A 16646-nucleotide genomic window follows, 5' to 3' on the forward strand; every position below is an offset into this window, starting at 1 on the left:
CGCATCAGCGATGCCGCCCTGTTAACCAATATCGACCAACGAGTTAAAAAATGCTCAATTCTCCGCGCTTAAAAATCCTGCTTGGTACGCTTATCACGTTTGCTTGCGGCGCCACTGCTATGGCTGACGCTATCACCGTCACCGATGTCGCTGGCCGCGAAATCACTCTGGATGGCCCTGCCGAGCGGGTTATTTTAGGCGAAGGGCGGCAAATTTATCTGCTCGGTTTACTCGAACCTGAAGCTCCTTTTGCCCACGTGGTCGGTTGGCGCGAAGACTTTTCTCAGGCGGATCCCGACAACTATGCCCGTTACGCCGAACGCTTCCCAGAGATTGAAGCGATCCCCACCTTTGGCGGCTTTAAAGACGGCACTTTTGACGTAGAGCAGGCCGCTTCGCTTAATCCTGACGTAGTGCTGATGAACATCGAGGCCAAAGCTGCCACAGAAGACGCCGCCTACGACGACAAGCTGGCACAACTCGGCATTCCCATCGTCTATGTGGATTTTCGCGAAGACCCGATTGAACACACCATTCCCTCCATGCGCATCATCGGCCAGATCATGGACGATGAAGAGGCGGCGGAAGAGTTCATCGAGTTTGCCGAGACACAGTTGGCACGGGTAACCGATGTCATCGCCGAAGCGAACCCAGAGCGCCCCAGCGTGTTTATTGACCGGGCCGGTGGCTACTCCGACGAGTGCTGCATGAGCTTTGGCCCTGCCAACTTTGGCGACTATGTCACCCTGGCTGGCGGTAGCAATATTGCCGATGGCATCATTCCTAACAGTTTCGGCAACCTGAACCCTGAACAGATTATTGCTGCCAACCCTGATCATGTGGTTGTCACCGGCGGCAACTGGGACGCCTACGTGCCGGGTGGCAACTGGGTCGGCGTAGGCCCAGGGTCTGATTTGCAAAGCGCTCGCGCTAAGCTTGAAGCACTGACCGAGCGCACCGCGATGACCGGCATCAAGGCGGTGGAATCAGGTAACTTCCACGCCATTTGGCACCAGTTTTACAATAGCCCCTACTACTTTGTGGCCGTGCAACAGCTAGCCAAATGGCTACACCCAGAGCTATTTGAAGACCTGGATCCCAACGCCACGATGGAAGAACTACACGAGCGCTTCTTACCCATCGACTATGAAACCGGCTACTGGATATCACTCCATGACGACTGATACGAGGATGACGGAAACGGCGGTAACAGAACGCCTTTCACAGGGGCGCGCCTTCTACCATAGCCAGGTTTTCCGCCGCCAAATGATATTGGCGGCACTGGTTCTAGCGCTGTTTTTTAGCCTTTGCGTTGATCTGGCGCTGGGGCCTGCCCGCTATAGTCTGGGTGAAGTGGTCGCAGCGCTATTCACACCAGACAGCGTCAGCCAGCAGGCCCGAGTTATTGTTTGGGAAATCCGCATGCCGGTAGCGCTGATGGCGCTAGTGGTGGGCGCCAGCTTGTCGGTGGCCGGGGCACAGATGCAAACCATTCTGAGCAACCCGCTAGCCAGCCCGTTTACCCTGGGGATCTCCGCCGGAGCCAGTTTTGGCGCCGCGTTGGGGCTTGCTTTTGGTGTCGCCATTGTTCCCGCAGCCATTGAGTTTGTGGTGCCCATCAATGCCTTCGTGATGGCCATGTTCACCGCGTTCTTAATTCATGCTTTAAGCCTTAAGCGCGGCGTGACGGTAGAGACGATTGTGCTGCTCGGCATCGCCATGGTGTTTATCTTCAACTCGCTGATGGCGCTGATTCAGTTCTTTGCCAGCCAGGAAGCGGTCTCCGCGGTGGTGTTTTGGACGATGGGCAGCTTAACCAAAGCCACCTGGCCCAAGTTCTGGATCGCCCTTAGCATTCTTGCCTTATCCATGCCGCTGCTTGCCCGGCATGGTTGGGCGCTGACGGCCATGCGCCTGGGCGACGCCAAAGCCGAGAGCATGGGCGTCAATCCCCGCGCGCTGCGTTTGGAAGTGCTGGTGCTGGTGTCACTACTTGCCGCCATCGCGGTGGCGTTCGTGGGCACCATTGGGTTTATTGGCTTGGTGGGGCCGCATATTGCGCGCATTTTGCTGGGTGAAGATCAGCGCTTCTTCCTGCCCGGTTCGGCGCTGTGCGGCGCGCTCATCCTCTCCGTTGGCTCAGTTATCTCCAAGGTCATTATCCCCGGCACTATAATCCCCATTGGCATTATCACCTCGCTGGTGGGCATTCCCTTCTTTCTGTTTCTGGTGCTTAACCACAAGAAGGCCTCATGGTAACCCTACAACTGAACCGTGTATCCGCCCGCTATGGGCGTCGCCCCATTCTGGAAGATATCACCACGCCCTGCTTTCAAGGGGGGCAAGTCGTCGCTCTGCTAGGGCCCAACGCAGCGGGTAAATCGACGCTTTTTCGCCGCGTGTTAGGACTATTGAAAGGCGAAGGCGAAGTGATTATCAGCGGCACCAGCGCCGAACGCCCCGTGGGCTATATGCCCCAGGACACCGGCGCCAAGGCCGTGCTGACGGTATATGAATCAGTGCTTTTGGCACGTATGCAGGGGCGCGGATTAAAAGTGCAGCCTGAGGATTTAGCGCAGGTTGATCGCGCGCTGGAGGAGCTCAGCATTACGGCCCTTGGCGAACGGGATATTGGCGACCTTAGCGGCGGGCAGCGCCAGTTGGTCAGCGCTGCCCAGGCCCTGGTGCAAGAGCCCGAGATTCTGATGCTGGATGAGCCCACCTCGGCACTCGATTTGAACCGCCAGATCAGCCTGCTGACGGTGCTGCGCCGGTTAGCCGATGAGCGCCAGATGCTGATTCTGGTGGCGCTCCATGACCTGGGGCATGCACTACGTTTCGCCGATGCCGCCATGATGCTCGAAAATGGCCGCTTGATCGCCTGCGGCTCCACTGCTGAAGTGATTACCCCTGCGCTGCTACGTCAGGTTTATCGGGTATCTACGCGCATCGAGTCCTGCTCGAAAGGCCAGCCGCAGCTTATCGTCGAAGCCGCTATCTAGCCCTTTGCCTAAGCCGCCGCCCTTCCATCGCCGCTAGCGCTACCCCACTTAACATCAGCGGTAGCGCTAGCAGGAAGCCGCTGGAGACCGGTATTCCAAACAGCACCCAATCGGCGAGCACAGGCCACACCAGGGCAATATATTCAAAAGGTGCCAAACGCGACGCCTCGGCGTAGCGTAGAGCTAATGTCATCGCGATATGCGCAGCACCGCCAAACAGACCCGAGAGCACCAACAACGAAAACTCTACCCGGTTGAGTGCTGCCCAGCCCAGTGGGAGCGTTGCCAGCCCGGCTAGCGCGGCCACCAAAATAAAGTAGAAGGCGATTGAAGCCGCTGTCTCGGTGCGTGAAATACGCCTGACGGTTAATAAAGCACCTGCCGTTAGCAGCGCACCCAACGCCCCTAGCGCATACCCGGCCACTTGGCCGTTACTGGAACTGGCATTGAGCCCAGGCAAAATCAGCACGGCCACCCCGGCAAGCGCCAGCACCACACCACCCGCGCGATTAAGCGAGCAGCGCTCCCCCAGCAGCAGAACACCACCAATCGCCATAAAGACCGGGGTAAGCTGAGCGAGCAATGTTGCCTCGGCCACTGGCAACAGCGCCACCGCGGCAAAGGAGGCAAACATTGCCGCCGCCCCCATCCCAGAGCGCAGCGCATGCCCCAGCGGACGGCGCGTAGCCAGCCCACGGGGAAACTCCCGCCGCAGCAAAAGGAAAACGACGATAGGCAGCAGCGCAAACAGCGAGCGGTAAAACACCGACTGCCCCACAGGCACTTCGTCACTGACTGCCTTAATACACACCAGCATCCCGGTAAACAGGGCGCCTGACAGTATCCGCAGCAAAATACCCATGGTGGGCCGTTCTTCAAGGTGATCCATTGCGTGCAGCATTTCCTAAACAGCAAAAACCCCCGGTGAACCGAGGGTTTTTGGACTAAACACCTAACTGCTTACTATTATCTCAGACTTACGGCTTCATATCTTCAAAGAAGCTTTTCACGCTGTCAAAGAAGCCGGTTTTCTTCGGCGAGTGGTTGTGGCTATTGCTGTCGTCGAAGCTTTGTTGCAGCTTGCGCAACAGGTCGCGCTGCTCGTCGTTAAGCTTCACCGGTGTTTCCACTACCACCTTGCACAGCAGGTCGCCGGGCATACCACCACGCACGGGCTTCACGCCTTTACCGCGCAGGCGGAACAGCTTGCCTGTTTGGGTTTCCGGCGGAATCTTCAGCTTCACGCGGCCATCTAGCGTCGGCACTTCAAGCTCGCCACCTAGCGCTGCATCAACAAAGTTGATCGGCACATCGCACTGCAGGTGCTTGCCGTCACGCTGGAAGATGTGGTGCGGCTTGATCGCCACCTGCACATACAGATCCCCTGGCGGGCCACCGTTCACGCCGCTTTCGCCTTCGCCATTCAAGCGAATACGGTCGCCGGTATCCACACCGGGCGGAATCTTAACGGACAGCGTGCGTGTCTCACGTACACGGCCTTCGCCATTACACTTATGGCACGGCACTTTAATGTGCTGGCCAGAGCCATGACAGGTCGGGCAAGTCTGCTGCACGGCAAAGAAGCCTTGCTGCATACGTACTTGACCGTGACCGTGGCAGGTAGGGCACGTCTCTTTAGAAGAGCCGGGCTCAGCGCCGCCGCCATCACAACGATCACACTCGATATGCCGCGGCACACGAATGTCCACCGTGGTGCCTGAAACGGCGTTTTCCAGATCCAGCTCTAGGTTATAACGCAGGTCGGAACCGCGTGCCGGGGCATTGGGGCCACGGCGGCGACCGCCACCTCCGCCAAAAATATCGCCAAACACATCGCCGAAAATGTCGCTGAAATCACCAGCGCCAGCACCGCCGAAACCGCCGCCACCTTGGCCATCAACGCCCGCATGGCCGAACTGGTCATAGGCAGCGCGTTTTTCACCGTCGCTAAGCACTTCATACGCTTCGGACACTTCGCGGAATTTTTCCGCGGAGGTGGTATCGTCCGGGTTTCGATCAGGGTGGAATTTTTGCGCCAGACGGCGATAGGCCTTCTTGATCTCTTTCTGATCGGCCCCTTTTTCGACACCCAGGACTTCGTAATAATCGCGTTTGGACATAGGCCCTACGCCTCCTGGTTAGCTACGCACTCAACTGCACATTTAGCTATGTATTCAACTGTATATTTAACTACGTGATACTTAACTACGTGCGTCTTGGCTGCGGAAACAGCAACGCGGGAGTAAGCTCCCGCGTCACCGCTTTCCTTGGCAGAAAGAGGATGTTACTGCTTTTTCTGATCGTCGTTGACTTCTTCGTACTCGGCGTCAACCACGTCTTCTTCCGGCTTGGTGCCCGCGTTCTCGGCACCTTCACCGCCCTCTTGCTGCGCCGCTTCGGCCTGCTCGGCGTACATCTTCTGGGCTAGCTGGCCAGAGGCTTCGGTCAGTGCATCCAGTTTCTTCTGAATGTTATCGACGTCGTCACCTTTAACCGCTTCTTCCAGCTCGCTGATGGCCGTTTCAATCGCCTGCTTCTCGTCGTCAGTCGCTTTGTCGCCAGCTTCTTCCAACGTTTTGCGCGTAGCGTGAATCATACCGTCAGCTTGGTTACGCAGCTGCACCAGCTCTTCGAACTTTTTGTCCTCTTCGGCGTGAGCTTCAGCATCACGTACCATCTGCTCGACTTCTTCCTCGGACAGACCGCTAGACGCCTTGATGACAATCGACTGCTCTTTGCCAGTGGCCTTGTCTTTTGCCGATACGTTCAGAATACCGTTGGCATCCAAGTCGAAGGCGACTTCGATCTGCGGCACACCGCGCGGTGCAGGCGGAATGTCAGCAAGATCAAAACGACCCAGCGACTTATTCTGCGACACTTGCTTGCGCTCACCCTGCACGGCGTGAATGGTCACCGCCGTTTGGTTGTCATCCGCCGTTGAGAAGGTTTGTGTCTTCTTGGTCGGGATGGTGGTGTTCTTTTCGATCAGCGGCGTCATCACGCCACCCAGGGTTTCGATACCCAGGGTAAGCGGGGTAACGTCGAGCAGCAGAACGTCTTTAACGTCGCCACCCAGTACGCCGCCCTGAATCGCGGCACCAACGGCAACCGCTTCGTCCGGGTTAACGTCTTTACGTGCTTCTTTGCCGAAGAAGTCAGCGGCTTTCTTCTGCACCATCGGCATACGTGTCTGGCCACCGACCAGGATCACTTCGTCGATTTCAGAGGCAGATAGGCCTGCATCTTTCAGGGCCATTTTGCACGGCTCGAGCGAGCGCTGAACCAGCTCTTCGACCAGTGACTCCAGCTTGGCACGAGTCACCTTAACGTTAAGGTGTTTCGGGCCAGTGTTGTCGGCGGTGATGTAAGGCAGGTTCACATCGGTCTGCTGAGCGCTAGACAGCTCAATTTTGGCTTTTTCGGCAGCTTCTTTCAGACGCTGCATGGCCAAGTTGTCGCCAGACAGATCAATGCCACTGTCAGACTTGAACTGGTCTACCAGGTAGTTGATCAGCGCCAAGTCAAAGTCTTCGCCGCCCAGGAAGGTATCACCGTTGGTGGCCAACACTTCAAACTGGGTTTCGCCGTCGACATCGGCAATTTCGATGATCGAGATATCGAAGGTGCCGCCACCCAGGTCGTAGACCGCGATGGTTTTGTCGCCGCGGGATTTGTCCATACCGTAGGCCAGTGCGGCAGCGGTCGGCTCGTTAATAATGCGCTTAACGTCCAGACCGGCAATGCGGCCGGCGTCTTTGGTCGCCTGACGCTGGCTGTCGTTGAAGTAGGCCGGTACGGTAATGACCGCTTCGGTGACTGCTTCGCCCAGGTAGTCTTCGGCAGTCTTCTTCATTTTCTTCAGCACTTCCGCGCTTACCTGCGGCGGTGCCATTTTTTTGCCTTTTACTTCAACCCAAGCATCACCGTTATCAGCTTCGCTGATTTTGTACGGCACCATCTTGATGTCTTTCTGGACAACGTCGTCTTTAAAGCGACGGCCAATTAGACGCTTGATAGCGTACAGGGTGTTTTCTGGGTTAGTAACGGCCTGACGTTTAGCCGCCTGACCTACCAGCGTTTCACCATCATCGGTGTAGGCGATGATAGAAGGCGTCGTACGACCGCCTTCGGCGTTTTCGATAACTTTAGCGCTGTCACCATCGAGCACGGCCACACAAGAGTTAGTGGTGCCCAGGTCGATACCAATTATACGTCCCATAGCAATACCTCGAATTCGGTTGTTACAAAACTGAAAATTTAGTTTTTAAAGCTTGTCTGCGGGTTTCCCCGCGGGGTTGCCCTTTATTTGGGGGCCGCCGCTGACATTTCAAGGGCTTTTTTTCACACACTTTTTTCAAACTCTGTGCCGCCAGTGGCTTAATCGGCTTTTTTACTCACTACAACCATCGCTGGGCGCACCAGGCGTCCATTGAGTAAATAGCCTTTCTGCATAACGTCCATCACGGTGTTCGGTTCGAGATCCGGGTTAGGCACCATGGTCATGGCTTCGTGCACTTGCGGGTCGAAGGGTTCACCATGGGGTTCAATGCTTTCAACGCCGAACTTGTTGAGTACATCCAGCTGCATTTTCAAGGTCATGGAAACACCTTCACGATGAACTTCCGATGCACCCTCTTCCATGGTCTCAAGCGCTTTTTCCAGGCTATCTACCACTGGCAGCAGCTCTTTAACGAACTTCTCCAGGGCAAACTTGCGGGCTTTTTCCGCTTCCTGCTCCGCACGACGGCGCACGTTTTGCGCTTCAGCGGCGGCGCGAAGGGCTTGATCCTTGGCTTCGGCCAAGCTCTGCTCTAACTCACCTACTTGGGCTGCCAGCATTTCCGCTTCCGGGTTGTCGACGCTGTCTTCTAGCGCCTCTTCGTCATTGATCAATCCTTCCAGTTCGCCCTCCATCAAGCGCTCTTCAGCAACCTTCTCAGCTGCTTGCTCGGCGCCATCGGCGTCTTGCTCGTGGCGGGCCAGCTCATCGTCCATTGGTGTTTGCGGTTCTTTCGCCATGTTGTGCTCCTAAAAAGTAGAGCGCGGCCACGCGGGCGGCGCGCAAAGAAGTAAGCTTTAAGTCACTCGCTTTGACTGATCATGCACGCTATATGGGGGCCATAAATTCCATCTCAAGAGGTGCATTGAAGTGAGTTATTAACTACTGTATAAATCAACAACTATTGGATAAGTATCCAGCTTCTATGCTGTACCGCCTCAGGAGGCGCCATGCTTACTCAGCTAGCTATTCAAGATTTCGCCATTGTCGATCACTTGGAACTCGACTTGACCGGCGGTATGACCGCGATTACCGGGGAAACCGGCGCGGGCAAATCGATCCTGTTAGGCGCCCTTGGGCTCTGCCTGGGCGAGCGTGCCGACGCCGGAAGCGTGCGTCACGGCCGCGAGCGTACGGACCTCTCCGCACGCTTCGACATTCAACACCTGCCCGCCGCCATCGAGTGGCTAGCGGCGCGGGAGCTCCCCGCTGAGGAATGCTTGCTGCGCCGTGTGGTCACCGCCAACGGCCGTTCCAAAGCCTGGATTAACGGCCAACCCGCGACTATCTCGGATCTAAAATCCCTCGGCGAGCAGCTGATTCAAATTCATGGACAGCATGCTCACCATGCGCTGATGCGCGAAGAGACCCACCTTGCCCTGCTGGACGATTACGCAGGCCTAAACGATGCCACCACTCAATTAGCCGAAACGTTCCGCGAGTGGCGCAGTGCGCGTCGGCACTTGAAGAAGCTAAGCGAAGAAGGCAGTGAAGTTGAGGCCAAACGGCAGTTGCTGCGCTACCAAGTAGAAGAGCTGGATCAGCTCGGTTTAGCGGAGGGTGAATTAACCACGCTAGAAGAGGAGCAGCACACCCTGGCTCACGCGGAAGAGACCCTGCGCGAAACCCAGTTCGCCGCCGACTGCTGCGCCAGCGACGAGGGCGGCGCGCTCTCTTTGCTCAACCAAGCGTTCGCCCACTTGAGCGCGCTACCAGGCAGTGACAAAGGCACCCTGGCAAACACCCTTGCCATGCTGAGCGATGCGCGCATTCAAGTGGAAGAGGCCTCCAGCGAACTCAATCGCCTTGCCAACACCACCGAATTAGACCCTGAGCGGCTCGCCTGGGTTGAAGAGCGAATGACCGACGTCCATCGAATTGCCCGCAAGCACCACGTTGCTCCTGAAGAGCTATGCGCCCTGCATGCTGAGCTACAGCGGGAAGTCTCTCAGCTAGAAGAGGGTGGCAATGACCTGGAGGCACTCAGTGCACGGGTTGTCGAGCTACGCGAGAGCTACCGCCAAGCGGCAAAAAAACTCAGCGAGAGCCGTCAAAAAGCCGCGCTTCGCTTGAGTAAAGAGGTGCAGCAGCAGCTGGGCTTTTTGGCCATGGGCAAAGCCCGTTTTGAAGTGGAGGTGACCGCAAAAGACGCCCCCTCCCCTGAAGGCCTTGATCGCGTGCAGTTTTTGATTAGCGCCAACCCCGGCCAGCCCGCTCGCCCATTGACCAAAGTCGCCTCCGGCGGTGAGTTATCGCGGATTAGCCTGGCGATTCAAGTGGTCGCGGCGACGCACTCAACCGTGCCCAGCCTGGTGTTTGACGAAGTGGATGTGGGTATCTCAGGGGCCACCGCAGAGATCGTTGGCCAACTACTGCGCAAACTGGGCGAAAACGGCCAGGTCATGACCGTGACCCACCTACCCCAGGTGGCAGCACAGGCGCACCAGCACCTGCATATCGAGAAACAGGCGAAGCGCGATACAACGCTGACCCAGATGGCGCTACTCGACGAACAGGGCCGCATCAGCGAACTGGCGCGCATGCTGGGCGGCGTCACGCTTTCTGACCAAACCCTCGCCCACGCTCGGGAGATGCTGCACGCCAGCCAACGCCCGCCGCACTGATTGAGCGGGCGCCCTGCGCCGTTTCTGTGCATTTCTATAGCGCACAGCTATACAGCACATCTGCACATAGCAAAACAAACGCCCCTGATCCACTTGGCGCATCCAGTTAACATTCTGCTAACCAGGAATTCGGCCAAATGGCTCAGGGGCGCTTATATTTCGAACCGCGCTTAACGGTCTGCGACTAACAGCGACCTACGAACACTATTTCTTGTTCGTCGGCCCGCTGTCCTGGCGCGTCACGTCGGAACCGCGCGGACGTACATATAGCACCAGAGCATGATCCACTAGTTCGTAGCCGTGCTCTTCAGCGATTTCTTGCTGACGGCGTTCAATGATTTCGTCAACGAACTCAATGATTTCGCCGCTTTCTAGGCACACCATGTGGTCATGGTGATCCTCTTGGGTCATCTCGAATACCGCATGGCCTCCGTCGAAATTATGACGAATTACCAAGCCCGCTGACTCGAACTGAGTCAATACGCGGTATACGGTTGCCAAGCCAACATCTTCGCCCGCATCAATCAGTGTTTTGTACACTTCTTCCGCGCTAAGGTGGTGCTGACCCGAAACATTTTCGAGAATTTGAAGTATCTTGACGCGCGGCAGGGTCACTTTTAGACCGGCTTTGCGCAATTCATGGTTCTGATCGGCCATGGTCGCTCTTCGCAGTAACTGGTTAGGTCGGGTATGATCAACCGAAACCACGATAGTGAAGAATAGGCCCAAATGCAAAAATTGACTCAAATCATCACGCTCTCCGTTGCCCTTACTGTCATTAGCGGCTGCAGCTACGTAGGCGTGTACAAGCGCGATATTCCCCAAGGCAACCTGGTCACTCAGGAAATGGTCAGCCAGCTTCAGCCAGGCATGACCCAAGAGCAGGTGACTTACGTAATGGGCAGGCCATTGCTGGAAGCGCCCTTTGACGCCAGCCAGTGGGATTATGTGTTTCGTTTAGATAAAGCGTATGGCGACGTAGAGCAGCGTCGCGTAACGCTCACCTTCGATCCCCAGGGCCGCCTGGTGAACATTGAGCAAGAAGGGGATCTATCCAAAGAGCTACCGCTTGAAGGCGATAGCAGCATGGGGCCTGCAACGGAAGGCGTTGATCCAATGGATGCCCTCCCTACAGAGAGCACCCAGACGCGGCCACCTGAGGGCACACAGCCTGTTCAACAGCCTTAAAAGCGGTTAACGCTTCGGGTCGCTCGCTTGACGCTTAGCGCGCTCTAGGCGAGCGGCCTTGGGGTCGATCGCCAACGGCCGGTAAACTTCGACCCGATCCCCGTCGCGTAATAGATGGGTATCGGGTTCGCGTAGCGCTTTACCGAAAATGCCCAGCGGCGCCTGAGCAAAGGTTTCGCCGGGCACATCAGGAAAGAGCGTGGGCAAATCGGCCAAGGCAACGGCCTGACGTGCCGTAGTGCCCTCAGGCACGCGCAGAGCCACTATGCGCTGTTTGGAAGGCAACGCGAAGGCTACCTCAACCGTAAGCGCTTCAGCGCCCATACAGCTCGTTTGCGCGCTTGGTAAAGGCATCGACTAGCTGGCCAGCGATTTGCTGAAAGAGTTTGCCGAACGCCATACTGAGCAGCCGGTTGGCGAACTCAAACTCCATCTCAAGGCTCACCTTGCAGGCATCCTCCCCCATGGGGATAAACAGCCAGCGACCTTTAAGCCGCTTGAACGGCCCTTTTACCAGCGACAGCTCAATACGCTCGGGCGCAAAAAGTTCGTTGCGCGTGGTGATGGTTTGCTCAACACCGGCACGACCCAGGGTCATTTCGCCGATCAGATGCACATCATCATGTTCGAGCAAACGCGCCTGGCGGCAGCCTGGCAAAAACTCCGGGTAGCGCTCGAAGTCGTTAACCAGATCGAACATTTTCTGGGGGGTGTGCCGCACTAAGGCGGAACGATTGACGGTTGGCATTGACCTCTCCGCTGACTTCACAGTGCCCAAAGCGTATCATGGGAAACATTTTTCAGACCCTAAATGGTATCACGCCTCCCCAAATAACGAAGGGGAAGCCACTGACAGATTAATTATGAGGTTCCATGGCCACTAAGAAAGGTAACAGTAAGGGCCCCGGTAGCAGCGTTATTGCCCAAAACAAGAAGGCACGGTTTGAGTACCATATCGATGAGACCTTCGAGGCGGGGCTATCGCTCGCTGGCTGGGAAGTGAAGAGCCTGCGCGCCGGTAAGGCTCAGCTCACCGATACCTATATTTTGGTTCGTAACGGCGAAGCGTTTCTGCTGGGTAGTCATATCATGCCGCTGAATACTGCGAGCACACACGAGATTGCTGACCCGACGCGCACCCGCAAACTGCTGCTGCATCGCAAAGAGATCGCCAAAATCTTTTCGATCACCCAGGACAAAGGCCACACCTGTGTGCCCCTCAAGCTTTACTGGAAACGCAATAAAGTGAAGTGCGAGCTGGCGCTAGTGACCGGTAAACAGCTGCATGACAAACGCGCAACAGAAAAAGATCGCGACTGGAGCCGCCAAAAAGGTCGAATTATGCGGGAACATAACAAGGCATAACTGGTCAATCAGGTGTGAGCACGTTAGAATGCTCAACTGAAATAAGGGGGCGACATGGTTTCGACGCCGGTGACAACCCTTGCGGTGCATGCCGAGAGCGTGATGTATCTCGTAAATCCCACATCACGAAAAATAGTCGCAAATGACGAAAACTACGCTCAAGGCGCGCTAGCAGCTTAAACACTGTTAGCTTCTTGTCTGGCCCCAAGGTGATGTGCCTATTCATCGCTGAGGGGATACGAGCTAAAGCTGATAGGATCGCGTTTGGTGGTGTCTTCTCGCCAAGCGCTAAACTTTAGAAGACTCGCGTGGCTGAATCCTGATCGTCGGAGTCAGTTGCGTTAAATCAAATGACGAAATCTAAGCATGTAGAGCCAATAGGCGCGTGCTGGCGGACGCGGGTTCAATTCCCGCCGCCTCCACCACCTTACTATACAAATCAAGCACCTACGGGTGCTTTTTTTGTTTCCATTCGAGACAGAAGCAGCCCCTTACCGCATTTCTGATCTTGCAACACCATTTAGCCATGGGCAATACAGCAGTATTGTCCGAAAGGAGCTAGTCCCGATATGAAAGTGCCGAGAACGTTACTGCACGCTTGTTGCTGAGCCTTGACCTTACCTCACATCAATATTAGGGCGGCTAAATGCTCAGCCCCAATGGTCGCAGCTACCTCGTAATCAGTGACTTATATATGCACGACACGCGGTATGACGGCATTTACACCTTTCACTCGATCAACAAGTTCTTGTAAGACGAGTCCAATATTCACCATGAAACTGCATCCCAGACGTTTGTGATCATACTCTTTACCCCATCTGCGAAATGAAAGAGACTGATAGTTTTATATATGCGTTCATTTCTTGGTATCTTGGGTGTTAAAAGAATGTAGTAAAACCAAAAAAGGCAGGGAACATGGATATAACACAAAAAATTGCAGCGCTGGCCAGCCGCGCGCAAGAACAAATTGATCATATAGTGAACGAAGAAGCGACAAAGAACGCCATGGTCATGCCCTTCATACAAAGCTTGGGATATGACGTATTCAACCCAACCGAAGTGCTTCCAGAATTCACAGCTGACGTTGGATTGAAAAAAGGTGAGAAAGTGGATTACGCCATCAAAAATGAAGGCGTTCTATCTATACTAATCGAGTGCAAGCCCCGAACCACCGATCTCGCTAACGCTCAATTTAGCCAGTTATACCGCTATTTTAATTGCACTGAAGCCAAATTTGCCATTCTTACCAACGGCATTGAGTACCGTTTCTACTCTGATCTCGATGATGCAAACAAGCTGGATACTCGCCCTTTTTTCACCTTCCGTTTAACGGACTACAACGAAAGAGATATTGAAGAACTGAAAAAATTTGCAAAACCCGTCTTCAATGTCGACACCATTCTCAGCACTGCCAATCGCCTTAAGTACACCAACCTCGCCATGACATCCTTCAGCAAGTTAATGAAAGAACCGCCACGCGATTTTATCAAATTTATCGCTCAAGACTTCTTTGATGGACGAATGACACAACAGGTACTTGATGAGTTCACCCCCATCATTCGTGACGCAATGGCCCAGCACATCAAAGAGCAAGTTTCACAACGCTTAAAATTGGCATTAGCCACAACTAGTGGTGAAGAATCATCGCCCATCATCGCACAACCTGGCCAAGACAATATCGAAGTGCCTTTAAAGGCTGAAGACGAGATCGTTACGACCCAGGAAGAAATTGATGGATACAACATGGTCAGGGCAATCGTAGCCAGCGAAGTTGCTCCCGAACGCGTATACATGCGAGATGCAAAATCCTATTGTGCAATCCTGCTGGATGACAACAACCGAAAACCTATTTGCCGCCTACATTTCAACTCAAAAACCCTTAAGCGATTAGAGATTCGCCAAGATGATCAGCAAGTTAAGCATGATCTAGCCACGCTGACTGATATTTTCAGCCACAGTGAAGCGTTATTGGCAGCTGTAAAAAGTTACGAATAGCTTTTTCGAGTCGGCTTTATGCCGACTTCCCATAAACAACCTTAATAACTTAATAACATAGCCAAATAAATATATTGTTCGCTTTCTGACGATCACGTTGGCTTATAGCTCGCTGTAGGTTTGCGGGTAACACTTTGACCATAGGCTGCATCCGTTTAACGTCCCGACCTGTGAGCTCTCTTACTTCACCTGGTTTATTCGTAAGGCGCGTTTTCATAGCGTCTTATCTCCCATGCGCTGGCCTTTCAGCCAGCTGAAGCTCATCCTCGACCAGTAAAATTCTCACCATAGCACCTTATATCGACGCCGCCGAACGCTTGCCAGGGCGAGGACGGCTGTAAACACCGAGCCTACTCACACTAGGTTGCGGCAACATTGCATCCCCAGCAAGAAGCCGTTGCGGCCACCATTAGCGGCGTGCCTTCGAACATGCGCGTCACTGCCAGACTTTTAGCAGCGAAGGCGAGGAATACCACTGGATGGGGAACTGCAACACGATACGGTCGGCTTCAAGCAGCCGCGGGGATGAGCTGCTGGAGCGCGGCCGCGGTACGATTCGCCAAACGCTAGCCGTAACCGGCACCGAAGCGGAGCGTAGGGAACCATAGCCCGCAAGGGATATGATGTCCGGTTGACCGCCTGGTTATGGGCCCGTTCACCCATTGTTTTGGCACCCGATACCGGATGCCGACTCCTTGATACTTTGCACCAACAGAACCCATGGCGCTACGAACCAGAACACTGAATGTGCAGGTTTACCCGGAGGACTCGCCGGATGGCATGATTGGGTGCCTGTCCACCAACCGGCTTCGCTTCCTACCGGCTAGTTTTCCGGCGCTCCATCGCTGCGGCGATGCTCTCTTCGTTCTCCTCGCCCCAGCCGCAAAGCGGCTCCATGGCCCGCACCAGACTTGCCCCGAAGGGCGTCAGCGAGTAGTCGACGCGCAGCGGGATCTCCCCATAGTCGGTTCGCTGGACGATGCCGTCGGACTCCAGCTCCTTCAACTGCTGGATCAACATTTTGTCGCTCACGCCTCGGACGCTTCGCTTGAGCTCGCCGTAACGCGTCGGGCCCTTGTTTAAAAAGAACAGAATCAAAGGCTTCCACTTCCCGGAGATCACGTGCAGCGTCGCATGCAGGCCGCAAATGAAACGTGGGTTTTCTGAGTTTTCTTTCGCCATAACGGATACTTACCAAAAGGTGCATACTTGAACATTTGTAAGTGGGTATATACCGTAAAAGCGAACCGAGTCAATACACACGGAGACCCAACCATGAGCCGGCTAAACGGTAAAATCGCACTGATCACAGGCGGAGCCAGCGGCATCGGCCTGGCCTCGGCCCAACGCCTCATCGACGAAGGCGCCTTCGTCTTTATCGCCGGACGGCGCCAGGACGTCCTCGACAACGCGGCTGAGGCACTGGGATCCAGCGCCCAGGGCGTCCAGGCGGATGTGACAAAGCTAGAGGATCTCGACCGCGTCTTCGAAACGATCCAGAAAGAAAAAGGACACCTGGACGTACTGGTAGCCAACGCGGGCGTCGGCGAATTCGCCAGCCTGGGACAGATCACCGAGGAGCACTACGACTACATCTTCGACATCAACGTCAAAGGCACCCTCTTCACCGTCCAGAAGGCCCTTCCTCTGATGACGAACGGCGGCTCCATCATCCTCACCGGTTCCACGGTCGGCAGCATGGGCACCCCCGCGATGAGCATCTACAGCGCCTCCAAGGCGGCCGTCCGAAATCTGGTGCGCAGTTGGGCCCATGATCTCAGGGGCACCGGCATTCGCGTGAACGTCATGTCTCCTGGCCCGACCAAAACAGACAAGCTGACGGAACTGCTCCCATCCGAAGCCCTGAGCGAGATGAAACGGACCGTACCGCTTGAGCGTCTGGGCGATCCCAAAGAAACCGCAGGCGCGGTCGCGTTCCTGGCGTCCGACGATAGCAGCTTTATGACGGGGAGCGAGGTGTTCGTTGACGGGGGCTACGCGCAGGTTTAGGGGCTAGGCGAAGAACGGGAGGCAATGAACCAAAAGGGGTCAGATAGATTTTAAATCCTGGATTCATAGAATAACCGCAGCACTTTGGATCACACAGTAGAGGAAGGAGGGCCAGCGCCGGTACCCTCTCGACTTTACCGACCAAAGTGAAGCAGAGCATGGGATACCGACAGCTGACCCAGG

At 55.3% G+C, this 16646-nt stretch carries 16 protein-coding genes and 1 other RNA gene; 9 read left to right on the forward strand and 8 right to left on the reverse strand.

Annotation, left to right across the window (positions count from 1 at the left end; genetic code table 11):
• The first annotated feature begins 50 nt into the window (after window positions 1-50).
• The 3 genes from E0L35_RS21385 to E0L35_RS21395 are packed head-to-tail and all read left to right on the forward strand — an operon-like array spanning window position 51 to window position 3002.
• A complete protein-coding gene (locus E0L35_RS21385) occupies window positions 51-1184 on the forward strand; it encodes an ABC transporter substrate-binding protein (RefSeq protein ID WP_022520720.1) in 1134 nt (377 codons plus the stop codon).
• Window positions 1174-2259 (forward strand): iron ABC transporter permease, encoded by a 1086-nt coding sequence (locus E0L35_RS21390; RefSeq protein WP_022520721.1) that lies wholly within the window; start codon window positions 1174-1176, stop codon window positions 2257-2259. The genes E0L35_RS21385 and E0L35_RS21390 overlap by 11 nt, the downstream gene beginning before the upstream one ends.
• Complete coding sequence (locus tag E0L35_RS21395) at window positions 2253-3002, forward strand: ABC transporter ATP-binding protein (RefSeq protein WP_022520722.1); 750 nt, start codon at window positions 2253-2255, stop codon at window positions 3000-3002. Before E0L35_RS21390 ends, E0L35_RS21395 begins: the two co-directional genes overlap by 7 nt.
• Here the strand turns inward: E0L35_RS21395 and E0L35_RS21400 are convergent.
• The 4 genes from E0L35_RS21400 to grpE all read right to left on the reverse strand — a co-directional run bounded on the left by E0L35_RS21400 (window position 2995) and on the right by grpE (window position 8021).
• Complete coding sequence (locus E0L35_RS21400) at window positions 2995-3891, reverse strand: DMT family transporter (protein WP_022520723.1); 897 nt, start codon at window positions 3889-3891, stop codon at window positions 2995-2997. The genes E0L35_RS21395 and E0L35_RS21400 overlap by 8 nt on opposite strands.
• 88 nt (window positions 3892-3979) lie before the next feature.
• Entirely contained in the window at window positions 3980-5122 is a 1143-nt protein-coding gene (gene dnaJ / locus E0L35_RS21405) for a molecular chaperone DnaJ (protein ID WP_022520724.1), read from the reverse strand.
• Between the two features lie 164 nt (window positions 5123-5286).
• A complete protein-coding gene (gene dnaK, locus E0L35_RS21410) occupies window positions 5287-7221 on the reverse strand; it encodes a molecular chaperone DnaK (protein WP_009287914.1) in 1935 nt (644 codons plus the stop codon).
• Window positions 7222-7379: 158 nt separating this feature from the next.
• Complete coding sequence (gene grpE, locus E0L35_RS21415) at window positions 7380-8021, reverse strand: nucleotide exchange factor GrpE (protein WP_027958234.1); 642 nt, start codon at window positions 8019-8021, stop codon at window positions 7380-7382.
• A gap of 210 nt (window positions 8022-8231) precedes the next feature.
• Between grpE and recN the strand changes: the two genes are divergently transcribed.
• Window positions 8232-9905: a DNA repair protein RecN gene (gene recN, locus E0L35_RS21420; RefSeq protein ID WP_138801370.1), complete on the forward strand. Its 1674-nt coding sequence runs from the start codon at window positions 8232-8234 to the stop codon at window positions 9903-9905.
• A gap of 204 nt (window positions 9906-10109) precedes the next feature.
• On the opposite strand, the gene fur is transcribed toward recN, so the two are convergent.
• On the reverse strand, window positions 10110-10562 hold the full coding sequence (gene fur / locus E0L35_RS21425; protein ID WP_007111850.1) for a ferric iron uptake transcriptional regulator: 453 nt from the start codon (window positions 10560-10562) through the stop codon (window positions 10110-10112).
• Window positions 10563-10634: 72 nt separating this feature from the next.
• Between fur and bamE the strand changes: the two genes are divergently transcribed.
• Window positions 10635-11093 (forward strand): outer membrane protein assembly factor BamE, encoded by a 459-nt coding sequence (bamE, locus tag E0L35_RS21430; RefSeq protein ID WP_027958232.1) that lies wholly within the window; start codon window positions 10635-10637, stop codon window positions 11091-11093.
• Window positions 11094-11099: 6 nt separating this feature from the next.
• Here the strand turns inward: bamE and E0L35_RS21435 are convergent, their stop codons facing one another.
• Entirely contained in the window at window positions 11100-11417 is a 318-nt protein-coding gene (locus tag E0L35_RS21435; protein WP_133731610.1) for an RnfH family protein, read from the reverse strand.
• The gene (locus E0L35_RS21440) at window positions 11407-11841 is read right to left on the reverse strand and encodes a type II toxin-antitoxin system RatA family toxin (RefSeq protein ID WP_022520728.1); all 435 of its coding nucleotides are present in this window, start codon (window positions 11839-11841) and stop codon (window positions 11407-11409) included. The genes E0L35_RS21435 and E0L35_RS21440 overlap by 11 nt, the downstream gene beginning before the upstream one ends.
• Before the next feature lie 125 nt (window positions 11842-11966).
• Between E0L35_RS21440 and smpB the strand changes: the two genes are divergently transcribed.
• From smpB to E0L35_RS21455, 3 genes are all read left to right on the forward strand, one after another.
• Window positions 11967-12458, forward strand: a complete 492-nt coding sequence (gene smpB / locus E0L35_RS21445) for an SsrA-binding protein SmpB (RefSeq protein ID WP_008958772.1) — start codon at window positions 11967-11969, stop codon at window positions 12456-12458.
• 45 nt (window positions 12459-12503) lie between these two features.
• Window positions 12504-12883, forward strand: a transfer-messenger RNA (tmRNA) gene (gene ssrA, locus E0L35_RS21450).
• A gap of 490 nt (window positions 12884-13373) precedes the next feature.
• Window positions 13374-14453: a type I restriction endonuclease gene (locus E0L35_RS21455; protein ID WP_022520730.1), complete on the forward strand. Its 1080-nt coding sequence runs from the start codon at window positions 13374-13376 to the stop codon at window positions 14451-14453.
• Window positions 14454-15269: 816 nt separating this feature from the next.
• On the opposite strand, the gene E0L35_RS21465 is transcribed toward E0L35_RS21455, so the two are convergent.
• Window positions 15270-15635 carry a helix-turn-helix domain-containing protein gene (locus E0L35_RS21465; RefSeq protein WP_027958219.1) on the reverse strand — a complete coding sequence of 122 codons (366 nt, stop codon included), beginning with the start codon at window positions 15633-15635 and terminating at the stop codon, window positions 15270-15272.
• A 93-nt stretch (window positions 15636-15728) separates the two neighbouring features.
• On the opposite strand from E0L35_RS21465, the gene E0L35_RS21470 reads away from it, so the two are divergent.
• Window positions 15729-16463, forward strand: a complete 735-nt coding sequence (locus tag E0L35_RS21470; protein ID WP_138801371.1) for an SDR family oxidoreductase — start codon at window positions 15729-15731, stop codon at window positions 16461-16463.
• Window positions 16464-16646: the final 183 nt, after the last annotated feature.

The sequence above is a fragment of the Halomonas sp. ATBC28 genome (genome assembly GCF_005937175.1).
GTDB classification, from domain to species: Bacteria; Pseudomonadota; Gammaproteobacteria; order Pseudomonadales; family Halomonadaceae; genus Vreelandella; species Vreelandella titanicae.